The sequence below is a fragment of the Glutamicibacter sp. Je.9.36 genome (genome assembly GCF_051129975.1).
Classification (GTDB): Bacteria; Actinomycetota; Actinomycetes; order Actinomycetales; family Micrococcaceae; genus Glutamicibacter.
The window spans coordinates 803133-826134 of the sequence record NZ_JBCPSN010000002.1 but is presented as its reverse complement, the minus strand read 5'-3'; the positions used below and the strand labels follow the sequence as shown (position 1 = coordinate 826134).

Here is a 23002-nt window from a genome sequence, read left to right as displayed (position 1 = left end):
TTACCGACGCGGGGTGGAGCAGTTCGGTAGCTCGCCGGGCTCATAACCCGGAGGTCAGAGGTTCAAATCCTCTCCCCGCCACGAAAGTGGAAACGGAGATCCGGAAGGGTCTCCGTTTTTGGTTTAACCGGACTTCTCAGGACGGCGCCAACGGGTGAGCGTGGCCAAGCGCCAGTAGGCACATGATCGGCCTCCCGATGGGGGAGCAACTAATATGTCCGCATTCACGGGGCCGAGGCGGACAGGCAGCGGATCCGTGGCGTTGATTTTATTTCGAGCTCGCCGGATGGTCCTGAAAAGTCTTCCCCTCATCCGGGGGAGAGCCTGTGGGGAGTGAGACGATTTCCCCCGCTTCACGAGCCAGAGGTCTCTTGGTGACGCAATGCACTATCCCAGGATTAGCCAAGTCATTCACTGATTGGTAATGTTGTATTTACCGACGCGGGGTGGAGCAGTTCGGTAGCTCGCCGGGCTCATAACCCGGAGGTCAGAGGTTCAAATCCTCTCCCCGCCACGAAAGTGGAAACGGAGATCCGGAAGGGTCTCCGTTTTTGGTTTAAGCATTAAAGCAGTTGGCTGGCAATGCTTTCGCACTGCCAGCCAATTGACAAAGTTCAGAGAGCAGAAAGTTTAGCTCTCCAAAGCATCGGCTTGTTTGGCTTTCAGAGCGGCCAGACGGGCTTCCACCTCGGTCTGCTCACCCAGATCTTCCAGAGACTCGAACTGGGAGTCCAGGCTTGATGCCTGCAATTCTGCAGCACCGCGAACGCGGGCTTCTTCGCGACGAACCTTTTCTTCGAAGCGACCAATTTCGCTGGACGGATCCATGATGTTCACGGACTTGATGGCTTCATTGACCTGGTTTTGAGCGTGTGCCGACTTGGAACGGGCGACCAGCTCGTCGCGCTTGCTTGCCAGTTCGGTACGCTTTTCCTTCATCATGTTCAAGCCGCTTTTGAGCTTGTCCACGATCTCGCGTTGCGAAGCGATCGTCGGCTCGGCGGTCTTCATCTCGGACTCTGCCTGCATCTGGCGCTGGATGGCGACCTTAGCCAGGTTGTCGAACTTCGAGGCATCATCGCCATTGCCTGCGACACGGAACTCTTCTGCCTTGTTGGATGCTGCCAGAGCCTTGTTGCCCCATTCGGAAGCTGCCTGCTCGTCTTCGCGGAAGTCGTCTTCCAGCATGCGCAAGTTGCCGATGGTCTGGGCAATCGCCTGCTCTGCTTCAGCAATATTGTCGTTGTAGTCGCGCACCATCTGATCCATCATTTTCTGGGGATCTTCAGCTGAGTCGAGCATTGCATTGATATTGGCCTTGGCCAACTGGGAAATGCGTCCGAAGATTGACTGCTTGATCATGGTTGGACCTTTCTGTCCGTCAAGAAAACACTGTGAACTTGAAACCTTCTGGTGAAACTGGTCCGGCAAGCTAGAAGTTGCCGCCTCCTCCGCCTCCGAAGTCACCTCCTCCAAAGCCGCCTCCGCCGCCGAAGCCACCGAAGCCGCCCCCGCCAAAGAAACCTCCACCGTCGCCGCCATCGGAATGACCGCCATGGCCTCCGCCGCCGAGGATGGTATTGATCAGGATGCCTCCGAGCATCGCGCCACCGATGCCATCAAACATCCCGCCCCCGCGGCCACGGCCGTAGTTCCCGTAACCGCGCGAGTCGCCGAAGCCGTCGAATCCGCTGACGTCGCTTTCGGCCATCTGCGCAGCTTGGTCAGCTAGCTGAATGGCACGCTGTGCGGAACCTACAGCACGCAGCGGATCGCTGCCAGAAAGCGAGCGCGCCTCATCGAAGGTGCGCTGCGCCTCAGCAAGGCGGGTTCGAGCTGAAGAGCGGACGCCGCCGCGACGGGCACGGATGTAATCGTCGGTACCGCTGATGCGCGACGCTGCGGTGTGCAGCAACGAATCCAGTTGTGCACGGGCTGATTGTTCCTGCTGGGCCTGGTTACGCGTACTTGAAAGAGCTTCTGAAAGCGGGCGAACGGACTCATCGAGCTGGGTGATCAAAGCCAGCGGGTTGTATTTGCCGCTGCTCAGTGCTTGCTTGGTATTCGCCAGAGTGCTTTCGACACCGGCCGCGGCGCTGGAAAGGCGGGGATTTGCTCCGTTGCCCACGAAGGCGTTGGCCTGAGCCAGGTCGCGTTCGGCCAGCGCGATTGCGGACTTCAAGTCTTGCTGGGCCTGCCCCAAGGCTTCGCCAGCCTTGTTGATGGCCTTGAGCAGCACATCGGCCTGGTCGTGGGCTTCTTCCGCATTCTGGATCAAGATCGCGGCATTGGATCGGTCAGTGGCCAGTTTCTCTGATGCCTGCTTCAAGGCGGAAGAAGCAAAGGTCAGGCGCTCGGCGGCCTGGTCGGCGTTGTCCTTGATCTGCGATACTGCGCTGGCGTCATATTGGCCGGCAAGGCGTTCCAAGTCTGCCACGCGGGCCGACAGCCTCTGGTTGAGCGGTTCCTGGTTCGCCGATACCTCAGTAATGCGATCCTCGGCATTCTGCTCCAGCTGGCGCAATTGCTTGAACTCGTCGGCATGGGCCTGCAGGGAACTGTTGACCTTCTGGCAACGGTCGATGATTTCATTCAACCATGAACGCTGATCTTGCTCGGTATCGGGGATATCGTCATCCAACTGCTGCTGCAGACGGAAAGATTCAGTCAGGTGGTTCTTGGCTTGTTCAATATCCTCCACATAGACCTGGACAGCCTGCTTGCCGTATTGTGCTTCGGCGAAGCCCAATTCTTGCTGTGAAGAACGGATCGAGTCATCTGCAGCCACCAGCAATTGGTCTGCCTGCAAACGGAGCTTGTCCAGGGGGACCAGCTGCTGCTGCGGAGCAGGGGCGCCGTACTGTCCTGGGTGTTGGCCTTGGCTCTGGCCGAGCTGCGCGGTCTTCTTCTTGCTGCGCCGTGAAAGGAAAAGGAACCCAACCACAGCAACGGCACCAATGGCCAGGACGACGGTTAGGAAACCTCCGCCCGAGGAAGAACCATCTGGGCTGCCTCCACCTTCAACGCTGCGCATGCCGGCGATGGCCCCCTCGACTGCACCGGCCCAGTTTTTCTCACTGAGTGCCGGGCTGATTTGGCTGCTGTAGATTTCGGTATCGGCTTTGGCAATCGGACCGCCTTCGGCGCCAGCAAAATATGCCTGGCGGGTCTCGGTTGCCACCACCAGGATGGAGTCAGCGCTGCCCAAACCCTTTTGGTTGGCAACTTCGGCGGCCCATTGATCGGCCTGGGCTGGGTTGGAGAACTCGTCGACGAATATCGCAAACAGGTTTAGTCCGGTATCGCTGCGAAGTTCTTTAATTTCGGATTCCAAACGCGCTTCGTCGGAACCGAGCACGCCTGAAGAATCGACGACAAAGTCGCCAGGTGGAATCGTTACAGGCGATTCAGCCATCGCGGGTGCCGATAAGCCGAAAGAGGCTACCGTTGCCAATATTGCTCCAGCAATGAGCCGTCGAGCTTTCATACGCATGTCTTGTTCCCCACCTGAAATGCATCAGTCAATCTAAAATCGGGAGAATCCCGATCTGGTGATCCCCGAGATTGGGTTCACACTTATGATTGATTCTATTTGCCCTAATGAACAACGTCTACGACATTCAGCTGGCAGAATAGTTAACTCACAGCCGGTGCTCAGACACCACAATTCGATGCCACAGACCAGAGTTGGATAATAGAACTCAAGAGATTCGACAGTCCGAAAGAGGCAAGCCATGAGCCAGACACCGAATGAGCCACGTGGGAACGATGCGGGCGATTCAGCAGAGCCAAATAACGACACCAATAACGACCCAATTGCTTCGGCCGAACCTACAGTGCGCTACCCGCGAGTGAATCAGGCTCCAAGCGCCAGCGAGAATCCAACCAGCGTTTACCCCGCGCCGTCCGTTGACAGAACGCAGAACGCGGCCCACTCCCACGGACAGCATTCCGACGCCCAGCAAGTCCAGAACGGCTCTCCCTACGGTTCCCCTTATGGCGCTCCGCCCAACGAGCCTGCGAATTACCCGATTCCGCCCGAGAAGCCTTCCAAGGACAAGAAGTCCTTCTCTGGCAGCACGCTCATCGCCGGAATGGTTGCCGCGGCCTTGGTAGGTGGCGTCACTGCCGCTGGCACGACCTACCTGATGAATGACGACGCGGGATCGTCTTCGGTGAGCAGCTCGCCGCGTGAGGGCGTGGTGATCAACAACCCGGACAAGGTCACCGAAGTCACCGCGGCTGCCGCCAAGGCAAGCCCCAGTGTCGTGACCATCGAGGTTTCCGGCAACGGTTCCGGCGGTTCCGGATCGGGCATCGTCATGGACAACAAGGGCAATATTCTGACTAACACCCACGTGGTTACCCTGGGTGGCGAAGTTGCCAATCCCAAAATTTCGGTCCAGATGAACGACGGTTCGGTGCATAGTGCCACCGTGGTAGGCACAGATCCTCTATCGGACCTGGCAGTCATCAATATCCAGGCCGACGGCCTGGTGCCTGCCACCGTGGGTTCTTCGGCCGAGCTGAATGTCGGGGATACCGCTGTCGCCATCGGCGCACCGCTGGGTCTAAGCGGCACCGTCACCGACGGCATCATTTCCACCCTGAACCGCACCATCTCCATCGCTTCTTCGGCCGTTCCGAAGGAAAGCGACCAGAGCGAGGGCGAGGATGGCAACCAATTCAACTTCCAGTTCCCGGGACAGGAACAAGAGCAGCAGCGTTCAAGCGGTTCGATCTACGTAAACGTCATCCAGACTGACGCGGCGATCAACCACGGCAACTCCGGCGGCGCATTGGTCAACGCCAATGGTGAAATCATCGGTGTCAACGTTGCTATTGCCTCGGCAGGCAACAGTGAAGAAGGCGGCTCGATTGGCGTGGGCTTCGCGATCCCTATCGACTACGCGAAGCGCGTTGCCCAGGAACTGATCGATAACGGCGTGGCTACCCACGGCCTGCTCGGAGCCACAGTGACCCCGCAGGGCGCAGCTGGATCCAACCAGCAGAACGCTTCGGCGTTCTCGGTGGGTGCCCGCGTTGTTGAAATTAGCCCTGACTCGGCAGCTGATAAGGCAGGCCTGAAATCCGGTGACGTGATCACCGGCGTCAACGGCCGTGCAGTCCAGGACTCGCAGACCGTGACCGCGGCCATCCGCGAGATTCCAGCCGGGGGAGAAGTGGAAATCAGCTTCCTTCGCAATGGCAAGGAACAGACCGCAACAGCAACTGTCGGAGCGCTGTCAAATAACTAAACAAATCGTCATGATGACGCTGTGAAACAAGTGACGCGGGCTGGTGATCGACTAGCCCGCGTCACTTGTTGATCTGAGAGCGATAAACTCCCAGTGAACTGCATTGTGTCGATACGATAGACACTGAAGGAATTAGCCTGCCCCGGTGCCCCGCACCGGTGCGGGCATCGAAGCTCGTAGGAAGGCGCGAATGAGCGAGGAAAGCACCACTCCACTGAAAATAGTGGTCCTGGTCAAACACGTCCCAGATGTTCAATTTGACCGTCATATCGATTCGGGAACGCTGCGCCTTGACCGTGCAGAATCAGTACTCTCCGAACTTGACGAATACGCCGTGGAAGCTGCTGTGTCCATCGTGGAAGCCAACGGCGGATTCGCCGCCGGGCATGAAGTCATCGCCGCGACCATGGGCGGCAAGGGTTCGGGCAACTCCGTCAAGAAGGCCCTGCAGATGGGTGCCAGCTCAGGGCTGCACCTGAACGATGACGCCTTGGCCGGTTCCGACACCGTCGCCACGTCGAAAGCGCTTGCGGCGCTGGTTGAGCATGCCGGCAACGTGGATCTGGTTATTACCGGAATGTCCTCGACCGATGCTGAAACCTCGGTCGTTCCAGCCCAGCTCGCAGAACGGCTGGGCTTTGCGCAGCTGACTCACGCGCTGGCTGTTGAGTTCGATGCCGCACAGCGTGAACTGGCCATTAAGCGTGATCATCAGGATCGCACTTTGACCCTGAAGGCGAACCTGCCGGCAGTGCTTTCGGTCACCGACCAGGCCAACGAGCCGCGCTACCCGAATTTCAAGGCCATCATGGCTGCCAAGAAGAAGACTATCACCGAGCTGGACCTGGCCGCTATCGGCCTGGATGCAGCCGCGGTCGGCGCCCTCGGCTCGAACACCGAAGTTATCGCAGCTGAAGCCCGCCCTGCGCGCGAAGCCGGAACGGTCATCAACGACAGCGGCCAGGCAGGTATCGCCTTGGTTGATTTCTTGGCCGAACAGAAGCTGATCTAAGGAATATTGAACATGCCTTCAGCACTAGTATTTTTCACTGAGCTTTCCGCGGCTCCCTCCAAAGCACAGCGCGAACTGCTGACCCTGGTCTCTGGTTTCGAGAACCCGGCCGTGGCCGTTGCCAACCAAGTCAGCGACGAAGCCCAGCAGGTTCTCGCTTCCTACGGCGTGGTGAAGCTATTCACCGCTTCCGGCGATGCCCCAGTTTTCGGCCACCACGAGATGTCCGTGCTTGACGCAGCCGTGCAGGCTACTGCCGCCGAATTGGTCTTGCTTGCTAATGACAATTTCAGCCGTGAGCTCGGTGCCCGCCTGGCTGTGCGCCGCAACGGTGCGATTATCACCGACGTCATTGGCATCAGCGGGGATCTTGTAGCTACCAAGGATGAACTGGCAGGAAGCTACAGTGTTCAGGCCAGGGCAAGCAACGGCACCCTGTTTGCCACCTTGAAGCCGAACAGCATCGAAGACGCGCCAGCGGCCTCCAGCACCGCCCTGGCAGTTGAGGAATTGGCTTTGGAGAACTCCAACGATGCCAAGGTCCGGATTGCTGCGGCGGAGGCCAAAGTCGCAAGTGATCGACCTGCACTGACCGAAGCGCGCGTCGTGGTTGCTGGTGGTCGTGGTGTCAACGGAGACTTCGGCCCGGTTGAAGACCTTGCCGATGCCCTGGGAGCTGCCGTGGGCGCTTCTCGTGCAGCTACCGATGCCGGCTGGATCTCGCACGATGCGCAGATCGGCCAGACCGGTGCCACCGTCGCACCGCAGCTGTACATCTCGGCCGGCATCTCGGGAGCGATCCAGCAGAAGGCCGGAATGCAGACCAGCAAGTTCATCATCGCGATCAACAAGGATGTCGACGCCCCGGTGTTCGAGATCGCAGACCTGGGTATCGTTGGTGATCTGGCCAAGGTCCTGCCGCAGGCCGCCGAAGAGATTCGACGTCGCAAGGCATGATCGATACAGCGCAATTCATTGGTGCAGCCTCCCAACGGGTCCTGGCCTTCGGTGCCCACCCCGATGACCTGGATTTTGGGGCAGCCGGGACGATAGCGGCCCTGACCGCGGCGGGGGCAGAGGTTCAGTATTGCATCATGACTGACGGCGACGCCGGCGGTTTTGATGATCGGGATCCTGAGGAAACGGCTAGGCTGCGCCACGAAGAGCAGAAACAGGCCGCCGCCAAGGTGGGTGTGAAAACGGTCCACTTCCTTGGCGAACGCGATGGCTTCCTGGAAGCCAACCACGATGTCATGCGCAAGGTGGTCCGGCTGATGCGCCAGGTGAAGCCAACCATCGTGATTGCGATGCACCCCGAGCGCAAGTGGGATCGGATACAGGCTTCGCACCCAGACCATCTGGCCTGCGGTGAAGCGGTCACCCGTGCGATCTACCCGGCGGTGGAGAATCCGTTCTCCTACCCGGAGCTGCTGCATGGCGAAGGACTGGAAGCCTACAAGGTGCCTTGGCTCTGGTTGTGCGGGGCTCCGCAGGAACGCGAGAACGCCTACGTGGACATCACCGGATTCTTCGATAAGAAGATGGACGCCTTGCGTTCGCACTTCACCCAGCACCCGGATGTTGCCGCCATGGAAAACTATGTTTTGCAGCAGTGCGAGGAAAACGCCGAGCGTGGCCAGCTGGGGAAAGGCAAGCTTGCCGAAGCATTCCACGCGGTTGCCGTGAACGCGCACGACACTATAGCCGGGTTCTGAGAATCCAGCAAAGAAGACCGGATAAAAGTTCGGGGCGAAGATCAAGAATTGATCTTCGCCCCGAACTTTTTGGGTGGCCAGAGGTGGGCTGCTAGCTCTCGTCTTCCGTTGCCTGGTCTTGAGCCAGTGGCAGGTCGACCGATGCTTCAGCATCTTCAGATGGAGCGTCAGGGATCTTGGATCCCTCAATGGTGATGTGGAGGGCAATCACGTCTTCAGCTGGAGACAGCCCAGCCGCGGCATCTTCACCGGTGCTGGAAACGATCACGGAGACGCTGCCGGACTCATGCACTGCCCATGCAACGTACTGTTCCGAACCGTCCAAGGCTGGCAGCTCGGAAAGCTCGACGCCCACAGCGCTTTCGGACTTCGACGAGCTGAGCACCGCTTGCCCGCCTCTCTTCAATTCGACGGTCTCGGTGACTGCATCGTCGGCTTTGGACGCCTTGGACGCCTTGGTGCCTCCATTGAGCAGGGAGAAAATGACCACCGCTAGGACAACGATGATGGCAAGTCCCGTGACGGCGAAGATCCAGCGCTTAGGCTTCTTCTTGGCTGCACGTGAACTGCTGGCCACTTGGCTCACCAGATCTAGTCCCAGGTTCTCGTCCTGGGGCTCGTCGCGGTGCTGAGAATGGCTACCGTTCATTGTCTTGGATTCTCCCGAAATGTAGTCGGCACAGTTCAATACCCGAAAACTGCGGGTACAGACTCGAGCCTACTTTATAAAGATTAGGTAAAGCTGTATGCGTGGCGCGGGCCAGCTGGTACTTTATGCGCCAGCGAAGCCGTGCTGGCGCCACGCTTCGAAGGCAACCACCGAAGCGGTATTGGCCAGATTCATTGATCGGCGGCCTGGAAGCATCGGCAAGCGGACCAGGTCGTTGATGCGCGGATGCTTTTTGTCTTCTGCGCTCAAGCCAACCGATTCACGGCCGAAGAGCAGGATGTCGCTGGCCTCGTAGCTGATATCCGAGTAGACAGTAGTTCCTTCGGATGTGAAGGCAAAGACTCGGCCTTCTCCCAGTGCTTCAAAGGCAGCGTCAAGATTTTCATGCACCGTGACGTAAGCCAGATCGTGGTAGTCCAATCCTGCGCGACGCAGGTTGGCATCCTCGAAGTTGAAGCCTAATGGCTTGACCAAATGCAGTTCTGCGCCGGTGATGGCGGCTAGTCGGATAGCGTTGCCGGAATTACCCGGGATCTCTGGGGCATTGAAAACGATACGAAACACTCAACCAGTTTAAGCTCTCGCCAGCAAGAAATAGGCCATTGACCTTAGTACATCGCTTCACGTAACTGCGCCAAGGCTAGGCGATCGACGACATTCGGCGATGGGCCAGAGCCCAAGAAGAGTTTCAACTCGCGAATCAATCCTGCCGCATTGAGCACATTCGGAGTCGATGCAAGTGTTGGATCGGCATTGCGCCGGTATTCAATGACCGGTTCGTGGTGATTGCCGTTGGCAGAAAGCACCAAGGTGAACGCAACTACGTTCATCTGCATGAATTGCCGTTGCAAACCGGAGATGGAGAATTGCGGAGGCTGCGTCAGCTTATTGCCGTGGCGCAAGACATTGCCATCAAAGGAGTAATAGCCATCGGGCAGAGACATCGTGTTGATCACCGCCATGCGGTAACCGGCAATCAACACATGATCGTAGTGCCCCGACGCGGGCGAACGCAGGCCGTTGACCAAACGGGCCGCTGGCAAGATATTCAGGACGTTCCTGGAAAGCAGGTTGATGGTCTGCGCCTCGCGGATCAGCCGTGCACGGTTGGAGAACAGACCGCGTTTTCGGGGTTCTCCATGAACGCGCTGCTCACAGACTTTTCTGTCCAGCAACGTAGGAGACGTATCCGAGAAGGGTGGAACATATTCGGTGGGCAACTGCGCCTTGGGCTGCTGAGGGCTCTTGCGCAGGCGCTCGTCAAAAGGACGGGCGCTGAACCCGGCGCGTGGAGCGTTGCCCGGAGACTGGAAGGTCTGCTCATAACCCAGCGGAGACGCCATCTCGCTGAGCTGCTGGAAAGCGCGCTGTACTTCTTTGAACTTTTCTTCGCTGCCACCGAGATCGGGATGGGTCGCGCGAGCGGCCCTTCGGTAAGCGACCTTGATATCTTCCATGCTCGCAGTAGGCGCGACACCAAGAATTTCGTACGGGCTTGGTGTACTCATTGAACGGAGGAATCCTCTCGGTGAAAAAGACCGGATGGCCAGTGTTCCCCAGTTTAGCGAATCCAACCCAGCAAATTCTTTGTAGAAGCGTCAAGTTGCTGGGTAATCTCTATGGTCATGAGCTCGTTTGGTCGCACCGCAAAAATCCGCATCATCTTCCACCCCGCCTCAGGCCGAGGCCGGGGGATGCGCCTTGCCCAGCAGCTTGCCCACGCGCTTGGCAAGCTCGGGCTGGAACATGGGCTAGTTGATACTTCAGCGACGAGCGTGGAACTGGTGGGGGACCAGCTCAGAGCTTCGCGGGCGATCGTCATCATTGGCGGTGATGGGCTGATCCACCACTGCATCCAGCACGTTGCGGGAACTTCGATTCCCATCGGTGTAATCCCAGCAGGCAGCGGCAACGACTTCTGGCGCATGACAGGGGACGCGAATGCAGAAGAATCCTTGGCCAAGGTGATTGCGTTTTGCAAGCAGCCGGGAGCAACTATGCCCATTGACGTGCTGGAGCTGCGGTTTGACCAAGCCGGCAGAATACCGCGCTATGCACTGGGTGCCGTGTCCTGGGGATTTGAAGCCACCGTCAACGCGAAAGCCAACGCGTTGCCGCGCCAGCTGGGAGCACTGCGGTATATCGCCGGCTTGATCCTGTGCCTTCCCCAGCTGCGCGGATGCCCCAGCGAGGTGAGGGCCGACGGACTGCGATTCAGCGGAAGCGTCCTGGCCGCCAGTGTCGCGAATATCAAGTCCCTTGGTGGTGGCATCAGGCTCTTCCCGCATGCTGATTTCACCGACGGTACCGCGGAATTGGCTATCGTACGCGGACCAAATGTTCTGCGGGTCCTTCCATATCTGGCAAGGATCCTCACCGGAGCGCCGCATCCATGGAAGGTTAGCGCAAACCTCACGCGGGCCCGCATCGAGACATCCCGGCACAGCTATGCTGACGGGGAATGCATGGGGGCCGGGCCCTTTGAGCTAGCTGTTATTCCCGCGGGGATCCAGCTGATTTCCTGAGCCGATAGTCGCAGAAGAGCATGCTGTCCTCTTCAAACAAGGAATGCAGCTCGAAGGCGTGGAACGCCTGCCGATTGTGAACCGCTATTCTCATTCCATCACCTGCCACAAGGACAGGGGAGTAGCTGATGCAAACCGAATCCACCGCGCCAGCCGAGGCGAACTGCCCAAAAACGTGAGGACCACCTTCAGCATGGATGAAGCCATATCCCTTGGAATGCAGATAAGCGATGATTTCGGTCGGATCACACCCGCCCTCGGTTTCGGAAACCTGCACGAGAGTGGCATTGGGTCCAAATGACCGACGCTGTTCGTCAGTGACCTGAACGCTGGTGAAAAGCAGGACCGGAACCGGGGATTGGGCAAACACCGGGGCCGTTGGCTCCAGATGCAGTCCTCGTGAAATGAGCGCCAGCACGGGCTGTGGCGGCAGGCCATGCTCGATACGCCACGCTATGTCCTCCGCGGACAGGAGCTGGCCTTCGTAGCCCTCGGCACGAACCGTTCCAGCACCCACCATGATCACGTCGGCAAGCCGGCGCAAGAGTGCGAAAACCCTCTGATCGCCAGGAGAGCCCAATGCCTTGGAGAGCCCATCAACCTGGGCACTCCCGTCGATGCTGCTGACGAAGTTGAAACGCACGAATGGGCGATGCTCGCTGGAATAGCGCTCAAGCAGGAACTGGTCATCAACCTGATCTGCTGGTTGGGGAAGCAGGGCACGCATCTGGGAAACTCCTTACTTGCTGACTTCGGGTTCTGGGTGAGCAGGAGGATTGACATCCCCCATGTTGTGTATCTGGTAGGCAGGCTCCCGCCACCCTTGTGCTGCTTCGAGCAGGCGTACTGTCTGCACCGATTCAGGAATATTGTGCATCCGCAATATGCGGGCACCGTTCATGGCACAGATCGTTGCTGCCACCATAGAACCAACCATGCGCTCAGCCTTCGGCAAGTTCAAGGTTTCACCGATGAAGTCCTTGTTCGAGACCGCTGCCAAGGCCGGATAGCCCAAATCGGCAAAGGCCTGGAACCCAGCGGTCAAATCCAGAGTGTGGCGGGTGTTCTTGTTCAGGTCGTGCCCTGGATCAACAATGATCTTTGCCGGAGAAACACCAGCGTCCAACGCAATCTGGATTTTCTCCAGCAGATACTGGCGGATCTCGGCCACCACATCGTCGTAGCTAGGGCGAGGGTAAGCGGTGCGGGGCTTGGCTAGCGAATGGGTGATCACCACATGCACGTTGTTCTTGGCTACCACCCGGGCCAAACCGGGATAGGAAAAGCCTGTGGTGTCATTGATGACATCAGCGCCGGCATCAATGGCAGCCTGCGCCACCTGTGGATGGAAAGTGTCTGCAGAAATAATCACCGAACTGCGGCTACGCACCTGACGGATAACCGGCACAATTCGCTCTGCTTCCTCCTGCCACGGGAGCTCCGGGCCCGGAGAGAAGGGGACTCCGCCGATATCCACCCAGTCAGCACCTGCCTCGACCGCACGCATGGCAGCGGCCACAGCATCATCCAAGCCAAAGGTCGACCCGGCATCGTAGAAAGAATCCGGGGTGCGGTTGATCACTGCCATCACCGCGATCCGCTGTGAGAAATCCAAGGAGCGCTGGGCGAAATCATGGACGGGAACCAAGAAATCAGGCTTGAACATGCAGTAAGGCTCCCTTAGCTGGAATCGACACGTCATCAGTTGTTCCTCTATTCATACCACCGACCACGGTTCGGAGGAGGAATCCGCCCGCTGCTCTCGCTAGGCTTGGACCATGCAGTTTTCACACCTCTCCGCAGCCCACGGGCAATGGATCGCCGCAGCTTGTGCATCAGCCGACCCCAGCACGGTCGTAGCCCAGATCCCGCATGGCTACGAACGCTACGTCCGCATCCTTCACCCAGCACTGGATGAAGATGACCAGTTGGTGCGCTGGGAGACGGTGGCACAGAGCCGCAAGCACATCATCACCGCCGCGGATCTTTTTGAAACCGTGGCCGGACTGGACGCGCAAGGCAATCCTGCGACCGAAGACGCCTGGGTAGATACCGACCTGCCACTGGACCAGCTCCCGGAATCGCAATGGCAAGCACTAGCCGCCGAAATGGTCCGGGTTTCTGCCAAAGACCAGAAGTTCGTGGTGGGCTTGTGGGCCGGTTATGCATTTATCGAGGGCGGGGAACGCATACAGATTGAGCGCGAGCCGGATCCTGCATTGAGCGATGACGAGAACCAGCGGGTGTACGAGTTGGCGCTCGCCGAGGCGCAGAAACCTGCCTTTGGTCCCGAGATCATCCAGGCAGAACCGTTCGACCTGGGTGGCGGATACCGGAACTACCACCTGTTCGAAGCGGACGCGGAGTTCCTGGCGCAGCCCGAATGGGCCAGAACTGCCGACGGCCCCCAACGCCAGCGCCCGGCGCTGGCGTTTGCGGCGGACCATTCCTGGATGCTGTCGACTGAACCGTTTGATGATTGCACCATCCTGGGTGGTCCGGCTTCATTGATTGAGGCGGTCTTGAACAATCCGGCGCTGGAGGCCATTGAGGTTGGCCAATTCACACGGATCGGCCATTCAAACTAGGGCGCCCCACCCCGTACCATTGAAGTGTTATGAAAACTTCCGCCGTATACCTGGATCACGCGGCAACCACCGATCTGAATCCAGCAGCTCTGGCTGCCATCACCGAACAGTATTCCCGCACCGGAAACCCGTCTTCTTTGCATGGGGCCGGACGTCGCGCCAACCGTGCGGTGGATGATGCCCGCCAGGCTATCGCCATGGCCGCCGGGGCGCACTCCAGCGAATTGATCTTCACATCTGGTGGAACTGAATCGGATAACTTGGCGCTGAAGGGACTGTTCTGGAACCGCGTGGCGGCCAATGAGCAGGCACGTGCCATCGTGCTCACCGGCATTGAGCACCACGCGGTCCTGGATACGGCTACCTGGCTGCAGGACCATGAGAACGCCACCTTGCTGTGGCTCGCCGTGGATGAAGACGGTGTCGTTGACCTGCAGGCGGCCGAAAAGCTATTTGAAGAGCAGCACGAGCAGATCGCCTTGGCCACCTTGATGTGGGCCAACAATGAAGTCGGCACCGTTCAGCCGATCCGTGAATTTGCTGCCCTAGCTGGCAAGTACGGGGTCCCGGTGCATTCGGATGCGGTGCAGGCCTTTGGTGCCCTCGAGGTCGACTTCGGCTCCTCGAATCTGGCCACCATGGCGATTAGCGCGCATAAGATCGGTGGCCCGGTAGGCATCGGCGGTCTACTGGTTCGCCGCGATATTGTGCTCACCCCGGTCCAGCACGGCGGTGGACACGAACGCAAGCTGCGATCGGGAACCTTGAACGCTGCCCACGCAGCCGGCTTTGCCGCCGCGGCTACCGCGGTGCGTTCTGGATTGCGGCAGGAAGCTGCGCGGCTGAGCGAACTGCGTGAATACGCGATTGAGAAGATCACCGGCTTGATTCCGGAAGCGGTGCTGAACGGACCACGGGACCAAGGCAATGAGGGCAAGCGCCTCCCGGGCAATCTGCACTTCACCTTCCCGGAATGCGAGGGGGACTCCTTGCTATTCGGCTTGGACATGGTTGGCATCGCATCATCCACCGGTTCGGCGTGCACCGCTGGTGTTCCGCAGCCTTCGCATGTTTTGCTGGCTATGGGACGCGATGCGCGCACCTCGCGCAGTGTGCAACGCTTCACATTGGGGCATACATCCACGCGCGCTGACGTTGACGCATTATTAGAGGCTTTGCCCCAAGCGTATGCTCAGGCAAAGAAGGCTGGCATGGCAGCCGATGAAAGCAGCATCCACACGGCAGGAACAGGTTTTACACGATGAAAGTACTAGCAGCGATGTCCGGAGGCGTGGACTCGGCGGTAGCCGCGGCCCGCGCAGTTGAAGCCGGCCATGATGTGGTCGGCGTGCACCTGGCCCTGTCTCGCATGCCGGGGACCCTTCGCACCGGTTCGCGCGGTTGCTGCACCTTGGAAGACTCCAATGATGCATGGCGTGCCTGCGACAAGCTGGGCATCCCATACTACGTCTGGGACTTCTCGGACCGCTTCGCAGAAGACGTGGTGCAGGACTTCGTGGATGAATACGAAGCTGGCCGCACCCCTAATCCTTGCATGCGATGCAATGAGAAGATCAAGTTCGCTGCCTTGCTGGAAAAGGCATTGGCCCTGGGCTTCGACGCGGTATGCACCGGGCACTACGCCAAGGTGCTGCGCGATTCCGAGGGCAACCCGGAGCTGCACCGAGCCGCAGACTGGGCCAAGGACCAGTCCTACGTTTTGGGCGTGCTGACCCACGAACAGCTGGAACACTGCATGTTCCCGCTAGCCGAGACTCCCTCCAAGGCGGAAGTTCGCGCCGAAGCCGCAGCGCGCGGACTGACCGTGGCGAACAAGCCAGATAGCTATGACATCTGCTTCATTCCCGATGGCGATACCCGCGGTTGGCTGGCTGAACGCATCGAGATGAAACCAGGCGAGATCGTTGACCACGAGGGCAACCAGCTCGGTGAGCACGAAGGCGCCCAAGCCTTCACGGTTGGCCAGCGCAAGGGTCTTCGACTGGGTCGTCCGGCCGCCGACGGCAAACCGCGCTTCGTCTTGGAAATCCGTCCGAAGGACAACAAGGTCATCGTCGGTCCAGAGGCCCTGCTGGCTGTGGACCAGCTGCGCGGCATCCGCATTTCCTGGGCTGGCCTGCCGATCGCTGAAGTTTTCAGCGGAGACAAGTTCGACTGCATGGTGCAGGTGCGCGCGCACGGCGATCCGGTCCCCGCGGTAGCCCACATGGAGCGCTCGGAAGAAGGCCGCGACGAGTTGGTTGTCAACCTTCCCGAAGGCATGCGTGGAGTCGCGCCGGGCCAGACCATGGTCGTCTACCAGGACAGCCGCGTGCTGGGCCAAGCGACCATCGATTCTGCTCGTTCCAGCGAATGGGACTCCAGCAAGGTCAATTAATTAGCCATCCAAAGAAACCCTTGGTCCAGTTCAAGATAATGAACTGGACCAAGGGTTTCTTCGCGTCGTGATTCAAGTTAGACGAACGGCCGGTTGCAACGGAACCCGGCGGCCATCCGCTTCGGCCATGGGCGTCCGGCACGTATTCGCCCGGCATTGCCGGCGATTACCGGTGGTGTGCGGGATTCGGCCTGTCTTCAAGGGCCGCTTGGGGCTTGCTGGCTCACTGCATTGGTTCGACCCTCTTGGTCTCGCTAATGAAGTGGGCTTTCGACCCTGTTGCGCCACCGGATGTCCTGGCTTCCAATGCGCTCGCTGCGATGTTCTCGAGAATGCTCACCAGCGGTAGCTGGGCGGATAGGGGCGCATCGGCCAGAACAACGGATCATTCCAGTCGGCAGAACCAATTCGTACCAATCCGGAAGGCCTCAACGAGCTAGATGCCCGAGGGGCTCGGGTGGCAGTACTCAAGGCCTTCGCAAGATCCAGCCAACGGCCGGTGCGTGGAACCTGCACTGGGTGATGCTGGACTCCGTCCGGTTGCCCGCTGCATGCATTCCCGTGGTGGAAAGGACGCTCAGGGGGATAAGCCTGATGAAGGGCACGAGCTAGAGCGACAGCGAAGGGTGCCGGACCAATATTGGTCCGGCACCCTTCGCCATTGTGTTGTATTCAGCTTCTAGCCTTCGTCGACAATGCCGAACATATGAGCTGAAATATCTTGGTACTCCACGCGGGTCTTGCCCTTTTCCAGCTTCGGAAGCTGTGCAGGGGAGTGGGTGTGGCAGTGCACGAAATCGAAGGCAGGCCACCACTTCTTGGGGCGTTCGTACTCGCTGAAGCCGCAGACTTCGCAGACCAGATGAATCCACACAGGGCGTTTGCCGGTACGGTTGGCGCGCGACTGCTCCAACCAAGCTGGTGGATTGGTGTTCAGCTCACGGAATTCAGCCTCGCTCATTTTGGAAGGAATGCCGTGGCGCTTGGCCATTTCTACTGGGATATCCAACGCGATTGCCGCGTCTCTACGAGTCATCATTGACATCTAGCTTATGCCATCTAGCCAAAAGGCCGGAAGGAATCCCCGCGCATCTCACCGTTGGGCAAGAAGCGGTATGGGCTGAAGCACAAAAAGCGGGCGTTGAGACCACGCTTTTGCCAGTTTCCGCCGGACCCATTCGTATTTTGTGCCTTGCATCACTTAGGATATGTGAAGCATGTGCTAATCATCACAGCCCATGCATGTACCTAGACGAAGGATGACTCATGGCTCGCAAGAAGAACGGGCTGCGACTCGCAGCAGCCGTTGTGGGTATCTCTGCCCTGGCACTGACCGGCTGCACCCAAGCCGCAGACAGCGGCAATGAAGAGGGCGGCAATGGCGAAGCCAGCGCCCCAATCACCCTGGGCACCACCGACAAAGTGACCTCCCTGGACCCTGCCGGATCTTACGACAACGGTTCGTTCATGGTCATGAACCAGATTTACCCGTTCCTGCTCAATTCCGAGCCGGGCAGCCCGGATCCATCGATGAGCCTTGCCGAGTCCGCGGAGTTCACTACTCCGACTGAATACACGGTCAAGCTGAAGCCGGGCTTGAAGTGGGCCAACGGCCACGACCTTGACTCCAAGGACGTCAAGTTCACTTTCGACCGCCAGCTGAAGATCGCGGACCCTAACGGCCCATCCTCGCTGCTGGGCAACGTTGAATCCATCGAGGCTCCTGACGCCACCACGGTGGTCTTCAAGCTGAAGGTCGGTAATGACCAGACCTTCCCGCAGGTGCTGACCTCCCCGGTCGGCCCGATCGTCGATGATGAAGTGTTCTCCGCAGACGCAGTCATGGACGACCAGAAGATCGTTGAGGCCAAGGCCTTCGGCGGCCAGTACGTCATTGATTCGTACAACAAGAACAACCTGATCTCCTTCAGTGCCAACGAGTCCTACCAGGGCGTTCTGGGCCCTGCTGCCAACGACAAGGCAGCGATCAAGTACTACGCGGACGCCAATAACCTGAAGCTCGAAGTCCAAGAAGGCAAGATCGACGTCGCATGGCGTTCGCTGACCCCAACCGACATCGAAGACCTGGGCAAGGATGAGAATCTTGCGGTCCACAAGGGACCGGGTGGCGAGCTGCGCTACATCGTCTTCAACTTCGATTCCATGCCATACGGTGCCAAGACCGATGATGCTGATGAAGCGAAGTCGCTGGCCGTACGCCAGGCCGCGGCGCATCTTGTGGACCGCGAGGCAATCGCGAAGAACGTCTACAAGGACACCTACACCCCGGCTTACTCGTACGTGCCGCAAGGCTTCACCGGCGCCACCGAGCCGCTGAAGGACATGTACGGCACCGACGGCAAGCCAGATGCTGCCAAGGCCAAGAAGGTTCTGGAAGATGCCGGAGTGAAGACCCCGGTCAAGCTCGCCTTGCAGTACAACCCGGATCACTACGGACCGAACTCCGGTGACGAATACGCACTGGTTGAAAAGCAGCTGGAGGCCGATGGCCTGTTCGAAGTGGATTTGAAGTCCACCGAATGGGTGACCTACCAGAAGCAGCGCGTCACGGATTACCCGGCCTACCAGCTGGGCTGGTTCCCGGACTACTCGGATGCCGACAACTACCTGTCGCCGTTCTTTGCCAAGGAGAACTTCCTTTCGAACAACTACGACAACCCCGAGGTTGACAAGCTGATCTCCGATCAGCGAGGAATGGTCGACGCGGCGGAGCGCACCAAGGCCATCGAAGAACTGCAGACGATGGTGGCTGAGGACTTGTCCACGCTTCCACTGCTGCAGGGTGCCCAGGTGGCCATTGCAGGCAAGGACGTCAAGGACGTTGACAAGACCTTGGACGCATCGTTCAAGTTCCGTCTCGGTGTGCTGAGCAAGTAATCCTGCTCCAGCCTCGCAGACACCAAACCTGAGGGGATCTGCCACGCGCCAACCCTTGGCGCGCGCGGTGGATCCCCTTGGCATGCGCCGTCATTGACCGCTCAAGGCGGCGCATCGCCACGCATCCTGAACCATAAGGACAGACGATGACTATCACGTCGCCACCGGGCCAAGAAGCAAGCCCGCTAGCAACACCCAAACCAGCAAAGCAAAAAGGCGGAGGATTCCTCCGCTACTTGATTACCCGATTCTTGCTGATCATTCCCACTGTCTTCATCCTCATCACAGTGGTGTTCTTCCTCATGCGCGTGACCGGCGACCCGATCACCGCAGCCCTGGGCGGACGGCTCACCCCGGACCAGCTGGCCCAGCGCATCCATGAAGCCGGATACGACCGGCCGATCCTGATCCAGTACTTCGAGTACCTGGGCCAGATCTTCACCGGCGATCTGGGCCGCACCATGAGCGATAACCGAGCGGTCACCGAGGTGCTGGCCACCTACGGCGCAGCAACTTTGGAACTGGCCATCAACGCGGTACTCGTCGCACTGCTGGTCGGCATCCCGCTGGGCCTGGTTGCCGCGAAGTTCCGCGACCGCTACCCGGATGCCGTCCTGCGCATCCTCGCGATCCTTTCCTACGCCACCCCGGTGTTCTTCGCCGGCTTGCTGCTCAAGCTGGTCTTCGGCGTATGGCTAGGCTGGCTGCCGATCAGCGGCCGTGCCGACTGGCAGACCGAGCTTGAACTGACCGGCCTGCAGAGCCCATCGGGCATCTACTGGCTCGATGCGCTGCGCAGCGGCAATAGCGCTGCCTTCTGGAATGTCACCGAGCATGCGATCCTGCCAGCCCTGGCACTGGGCCTGCTCACCGGCGGCGTGTTCCTGCGCCTGGTGCGCACCAACGCAATTGGCACGCTGGGCCGCGAATACGTGGAAGCCGGCCGTTCGCGCGGCGTCAGCGAATTCCGCCTCACCACCAAGCACGCCTACCGTCCGGCGCTGATTCCGATTATCACCGTCATGGGCCTGCAGATTGCCATGCTGCTCGGTGGAGCAGTGCTGACCGAGACCACCTTCGAATGGTCCGGCTTGGGCTTCAAGCTCGCCGAATACCTCACCGCCCGCGACTTCGTGGCTGTGCAGGGCATCGTGGTGCTGCTGGCCATTATCGTCGCCGTCACCAACTTCATCGTTGACGTGCTGGCCGCCTTGATCGACCCGAGAGTCAGGTACTAATCATGAGTACAGCTACCTTGCCGGCTTCGAACAAGTCCTGGCTGGACCGGCTCCCGGTCATCTCCCACCTGCGCATGTCCTCGGGCCTGCAGCGGGGCATGCTGGTTGCCGGTCTGGCGCTCTCCGGCCTGTTCATCGTTACCGCCCTGTTCGCGCCGCTGATTGCGCCTTTCGATTTCGCGCAGTCCTCGGATGCATCCGGGGACTTCCCGCGCCAGGCGGCTCCGGACAGCAAATTCATCTGGGGCACCACCGCCACCGGCTATGACGTGTTCTCGCGGACCCTCTTCGGTGCGCAGACGGCCATCTGGGTGATCCTGGCGGCCGTGGTCATGTCCCTGTTCCTGGGCGTATTGCTGGGCCTGATCTCCGGCTACCTCGGCGGCTGGTTCGACCGCATCGCCGTGGTGTTGGCCGATGCGATCTACGCGTTCCCATCCCTGCTGCTGGCCATCGTGATGTCGATCGTGATTTCCCAGGGCCAGTCGTCGCTCTTCGGCGGCGTGATGGCAGCGGCCATCTCCATCACCGTGGTGTTCATCCCGCAGTACTTCCGCGTGGTCCGCGCCGAAGTGATGCGGCTGAAGGCGGAACCCTTCGTGGAATCCGCACAGGTGATCGGCGCCAGCCCATGGCGAGTGATGTTCGCGCACCTGCTGCGCAACGCCACCCGCACCTTGCCGCTGATCTTCACGCTGAATGCCACCGAGGCATTGCTGACCCTGGCGGGCCTGGGCTTCCTGGGCTTCGGCATCGAACCGACCAGCGCCTCGGAATGGGGCTACGACCTGAACCGCGCGATGTCAGATGCCACTAGCGGAATCTGGTGGACCGGCCTGTTCCCGGGCTTGGCCATCGTGCTCACCGTGATGGGCTTGACCCTGGTTGGCGAGTCCATGAATGACCTCAATGACCCGCGCCTGCGCCGCTTCAGCCGCAAGAAGGCCAAGCGCATCACCCAGTCCGGACAGGTAGGAGCAAGCAAATGACCGACAGTCCTCTCCTCGACTCCGAGGCCAACATCGGCACACCCGCTGTCTTGCGCATCGAAGACCTGAACATTGATTTCGTCACGGACGCCGGCGCAGTGCCGGCAGTGCGCGGCGTTGATTTGCAAGTCAAGGCCGGCGAGATCCTGGCCATCGTGGGCGAATCCGGATCCGGCAAGTCCGTCACGGCACGCACCGCCCTGGGCATCCTGGCCGAGAACGGTGCCTCGCACGGCGGGGTCTACCTCAAAGGCAAGAACATGCTCACCCTGCGCGGCCGCGAGCTGCGCGCGGCTCGCGGCCGGGATGTGGCCATGGTCTTCCAGGAACCGTCCACGGCACTGAACCCTGTGTACACCGTGGGGTGGCAGATCATGGAGGGCATCCGCGCGCACAACAGGATTTCCAAGAAGGAAGCCAGGACGCGCGCCATCGAGGCGATGCGCCAGGTCGGCATCCCGGATCCAGAGCAGCGCGTGGACTACTACCCGCACCAGTTCTCCGGTGGCCAGAAGCAGCGCGTGGTCATCGCCGCGGCGCTGGCCTTGAAGCCGGAACTGATTGTGGCAGATGAGCCAACCACCGCATTGGATGTCACGGTGCAGGCTGAAATTCTCCAGCTGCTGCGCGACCTGCGTGATCAGCTGGGTACCGCCATCGTCATCATCACCCACAATATGGGGGTGGTGGCCGATATCGCAGACCGCGTGATCGTGATGAACCAGGGGCAGATCGTTGAGCAAGCACCATCCATCCAGCTCTTCGAAGCACCGCAAGAGGACTACACCAAGTCCCTGCTGGCTGCCGTGCCGCACTTGGGGCGCGAAAGCGCCTCGGAGGGACTAGTCGATCGTCCGAACCAGGATGCTGAATTGCTGGTGGAAGCCAAGGGCCTGGAGGTGCATTTCCCGGGACGCCTCGGGGCCCCGGGCTTCACCGCGGTCGATGAGGTGGATCTGAAGATCCACGCCGGCGAGGTCTACGGACTGGTGGGCGAGTCCGGTTCGGGCAAAACCACCATCGGCCGCAGCATCGCGGGATTGAACCGCATCACCGGTGGCTCGCTGAAGGTGCTGGGCTACGAGATGGCCCACTTCAAGGAACGCACCTTCAAGCCGCTGCGTGAGCAGATCGGCTTCGTGTTCCAGGATCCCGCGGCAAGCTTCAATCCGCACTTGACCGTAGGCGAATGCGTGGCCGAGCCACTGGCCGTGCACCGTGATCTGAACCCGCTGCAGACCCGCAACAAGGTGGCCGAACTGCTCGAGGCCGTGCAGCTTCCAGCCGGTTTTGCCAACCGCTACCCGCACGAACTCTCCGGCGGCCAGCGCCAGCGCGCGTCGCTGGCCCGCGCACTGGCCTTGGAGCCGAAGCTGCTGATTGCCGATGAGCCAACCAGCGCACTGGACGTTTCGGTGCAGGCCAAGGTGCTGGAGCTGTTCCGCGAATTGCAGACCGAGCTGGGCTTCGCAGCCCTGTTCGTCTCGCATGATCTGGCAGTGGTGGACCAGCTGGCTACCTGGGTGGGCGTCCTGTTCCGGGGCACCTTGCTGGAAGAAGGCTTGGGCTCCAAGGTCCTGGCCAACCCGCAGCATGAATACACCCAGCGCCTGATCGCCTCGCTTCCGGTTCCGGACCCGCGCGAACAGGCGCAGCGACGCAAACTGATTGAACAGCTGAACGCCTCCTGAGCAGCTGGCAATCAAGGAAC

20 protein-coding genes and 2 tRNA genes are annotated in these 23002 nt (G+C 59.8%); 14 read left to right on the top strand and 8 right to left on the bottom strand.

What is annotated here, in order from left to right; genetic code table 11:
- Positions 1 to 7 precede the first annotated feature (7 nt).
- Together AAZQ98_RS08295 and AAZQ98_RS08290 are read left to right on the top strand one after the other, a co-directional pair.
- Positions 8 to 81: transfer RNA gene (locus AAZQ98_RS08295), tRNA-Met, on the top strand.
- Between the two features lie 359 nt (positions 82 to 440).
- Positions 441 to 514 (top strand) — tRNA-Met (locus AAZQ98_RS08290).
- Between the two features lie 116 nt (positions 515 to 630).
- On the opposite strand, the gene AAZQ98_RS08285 is transcribed toward AAZQ98_RS08290, so the two are convergent.
- Positions 631 to 1362 carry a PspA/IM30 family protein gene (locus AAZQ98_RS08285; protein ID WP_434691304.1) on the bottom strand — a complete coding sequence of 244 codons (732 nt, stop codon included), beginning with the start codon at positions 1360 to 1362 and terminating at the stop codon, positions 631 to 633.
- 70 nt (positions 1363 to 1432) lie between these two features.
- The gene (locus AAZQ98_RS08280) at positions 1433 to 3415 is read right to left on the bottom strand and encodes a TPM domain-containing protein (RefSeq protein ID WP_434691301.1); all 1983 of its coding nucleotides are present in this window, start codon (positions 3413 to 3415) and stop codon (positions 1433 to 1435) included.
- A 319-nt stretch (positions 3416 to 3734) separates the two neighbouring features.
- Here AAZQ98_RS08280 and AAZQ98_RS08275 point away from each other — a divergent pair, with 319 nt between their 5' ends.
- From AAZQ98_RS08275 to AAZQ98_RS08260, 4 genes are all read left to right on the top strand, one after another.
- Positions 3735 to 5258, top strand: coding sequence for a S1C family serine protease (locus tag AAZQ98_RS08275; RefSeq protein ID WP_434691298.1), 1524 nt, complete (start codon positions 3735 to 3737; stop codon positions 5256 to 5258).
- A gap of 190 nt (positions 5259 to 5448) precedes the next feature.
- Complete coding sequence (locus tag AAZQ98_RS08270) at positions 5449 to 6270, top strand: electron transfer flavoprotein subunit beta/FixA family protein (RefSeq protein WP_434691296.1); 822 nt, start codon at positions 5449 to 5451, stop codon at positions 6268 to 6270.
- A gap of 12 nt (positions 6271 to 6282) precedes the next feature.
- The gene (locus tag AAZQ98_RS08265) at positions 6283 to 7227 is read left to right on the top strand and encodes an electron transfer flavoprotein subunit alpha/FixB family protein (RefSeq protein WP_434691293.1); all 945 of its coding nucleotides are present in this window, start codon (positions 6283 to 6285) and stop codon (positions 7225 to 7227) included.
- A complete protein-coding gene (locus AAZQ98_RS08260) occupies positions 7224 to 7985 on the top strand; it encodes a PIG-L deacetylase family protein (RefSeq protein WP_434691290.1) in 762 nt (253 codons plus the stop codon). The genes AAZQ98_RS08265 and AAZQ98_RS08260 overlap by 4 nt, the downstream gene beginning before the upstream one ends.
- A 91-nt stretch (positions 7986 to 8076) precedes the next feature.
- Here AAZQ98_RS08260 and AAZQ98_RS08255 read toward each other — a convergent pair whose 3' ends face one another.
- The 3 genes from AAZQ98_RS08255 to AAZQ98_RS08245 all read right to left on the bottom strand — a co-directional run bounded on the left by AAZQ98_RS08255 (position 8077) and on the right by AAZQ98_RS08245 (position 10163).
- Positions 8077 to 8634, bottom strand: a complete 558-nt coding sequence (locus AAZQ98_RS08255) for a hypothetical protein (protein WP_434691287.1) — start codon at positions 8632 to 8634, stop codon at positions 8077 to 8079.
- 123 nt (positions 8635 to 8757) lie between these two features.
- Entirely contained in the window at positions 8758 to 9219 is a 462-nt protein-coding gene (locus AAZQ98_RS08250) for a tRNA (cytidine(34)-2'-O)-methyltransferase (protein WP_105656838.1), read from the bottom strand.
- Between the two features lie 44 nt (positions 9220 to 9263).
- Positions 9264 to 10163, bottom strand: coding sequence for a J domain-containing protein (locus AAZQ98_RS08245; protein WP_434691338.1), 900 nt, complete (start codon positions 10161 to 10163; stop codon positions 9264 to 9266).
- Positions 10164 to 10280: 117 nt separating this feature from the next.
- Between AAZQ98_RS08245 and AAZQ98_RS08240 the strand changes: the two genes are divergently transcribed.
- On the top strand, positions 10281 to 11180 hold the full coding sequence (locus AAZQ98_RS08240) for a diacylglycerol/lipid kinase family protein (protein ID WP_434691283.1): 900 nt from the start codon (positions 10281 to 10283) through the stop codon (positions 11178 to 11180).
- Here AAZQ98_RS08240 and AAZQ98_RS08235 read toward each other — a convergent pair.
- Positions 11149 to 11907 (bottom strand): pyrimidine reductase family protein, encoded by a 759-nt coding sequence (locus tag AAZQ98_RS08235; protein WP_434691280.1) that lies wholly within the window; start codon positions 11905 to 11907, stop codon positions 11149 to 11151. The genes AAZQ98_RS08240 and AAZQ98_RS08235 overlap by 32 nt on opposite strands.
- Positions 11908 to 11919: 12 nt before the next feature.
- On the bottom strand, positions 11920 to 12846 hold the full coding sequence (gene folP / locus AAZQ98_RS08230; RefSeq protein WP_434691277.1) for a dihydropteroate synthase: 927 nt from the start codon (positions 12844 to 12846) through the stop codon (positions 11920 to 11922).
- 112 nt (positions 12847 to 12958) lie between these two features.
- Here folP and AAZQ98_RS08225 point away from each other — a divergent pair, with 112 nt between their 5' ends.
- From AAZQ98_RS08225 to mnmA, 3 genes are read left to right on the top strand one after another with little or no spacing between them, the layout of a single operon-like run.
- Positions 12959 to 13768 (top strand): hypothetical protein, encoded by an 810-nt coding sequence (locus AAZQ98_RS08225; RefSeq protein ID WP_434691276.1) that lies wholly within the window; start codon positions 12959 to 12961, stop codon positions 13766 to 13768.
- Between the two features lie 29 nt (positions 13769 to 13797).
- Positions 13798 to 15033 (top strand): cysteine desulfurase family protein, encoded by a 1236-nt coding sequence (locus AAZQ98_RS08220; protein ID WP_434691274.1) that lies wholly within the window; start codon positions 13798 to 13800, stop codon positions 15031 to 15033.
- Positions 15030 to 16166 carry a tRNA 2-thiouridine(34) synthase MnmA gene (mnmA, locus tag AAZQ98_RS08215; RefSeq protein ID WP_434691272.1) on the top strand — a complete coding sequence of 379 codons (1137 nt, stop codon included), beginning with the start codon at positions 15030 to 15032 and terminating at the stop codon, positions 16164 to 16166. Before AAZQ98_RS08220 ends, mnmA begins: the two co-directional genes overlap by 4 nt.
- Positions 16167 to 16845: 679 nt before the next feature.
- Here the strand turns inward: mnmA and AAZQ98_RS08210 are convergent.
- Positions 16846 to 17205, bottom strand: a complete 360-nt coding sequence (locus AAZQ98_RS08210; protein WP_105656830.1) for a hypothetical protein — start codon at positions 17203 to 17205, stop codon at positions 16846 to 16848.
- Between the two features lie 227 nt (positions 17206 to 17432).
- Here AAZQ98_RS08210 and AAZQ98_RS08205 point away from each other — a divergent pair, with 227 nt between their 5' ends.
- The 4 genes from AAZQ98_RS08205 (at position 17433) to AAZQ98_RS08190 (ending at position 22982) form a co-directional block, all read left to right on the top strand.
- The gene (locus tag AAZQ98_RS08205; protein ID WP_332498154.1) at positions 17433 to 19064 is read left to right on the top strand and encodes an ABC transporter substrate-binding protein; all 1632 of its coding nucleotides are present in this window, start codon (positions 17433 to 17435) and stop codon (positions 19062 to 19064) included.
- Positions 19065 to 19210: 146 nt separating this feature from the next.
- Positions 19211 to 20302 (top strand): ABC transporter permease, encoded by a 1092-nt coding sequence (locus AAZQ98_RS08200; RefSeq protein WP_105656828.1) that lies wholly within the window; start codon positions 19211 to 19213, stop codon positions 20300 to 20302.
- A gap of 2 nt (positions 20303 to 20304) precedes the next feature.
- Complete coding sequence (locus tag AAZQ98_RS08195) at positions 20305 to 21291, top strand: ABC transporter permease (RefSeq protein WP_332485961.1); 987 nt, start codon at positions 20305 to 20307, stop codon at positions 21289 to 21291.
- On the top strand, positions 21288 to 22982 hold the full coding sequence (locus tag AAZQ98_RS08190) for a dipeptide ABC transporter ATP-binding protein (RefSeq protein WP_434691267.1): 1695 nt from the start codon (positions 21288 to 21290) through the stop codon (positions 22980 to 22982). The genes AAZQ98_RS08195 and AAZQ98_RS08190 overlap by 4 nt, the downstream gene beginning before the upstream one ends.
- The last annotated feature ends 20 nt before the right edge of the window (positions 22983 to 23002 follow it).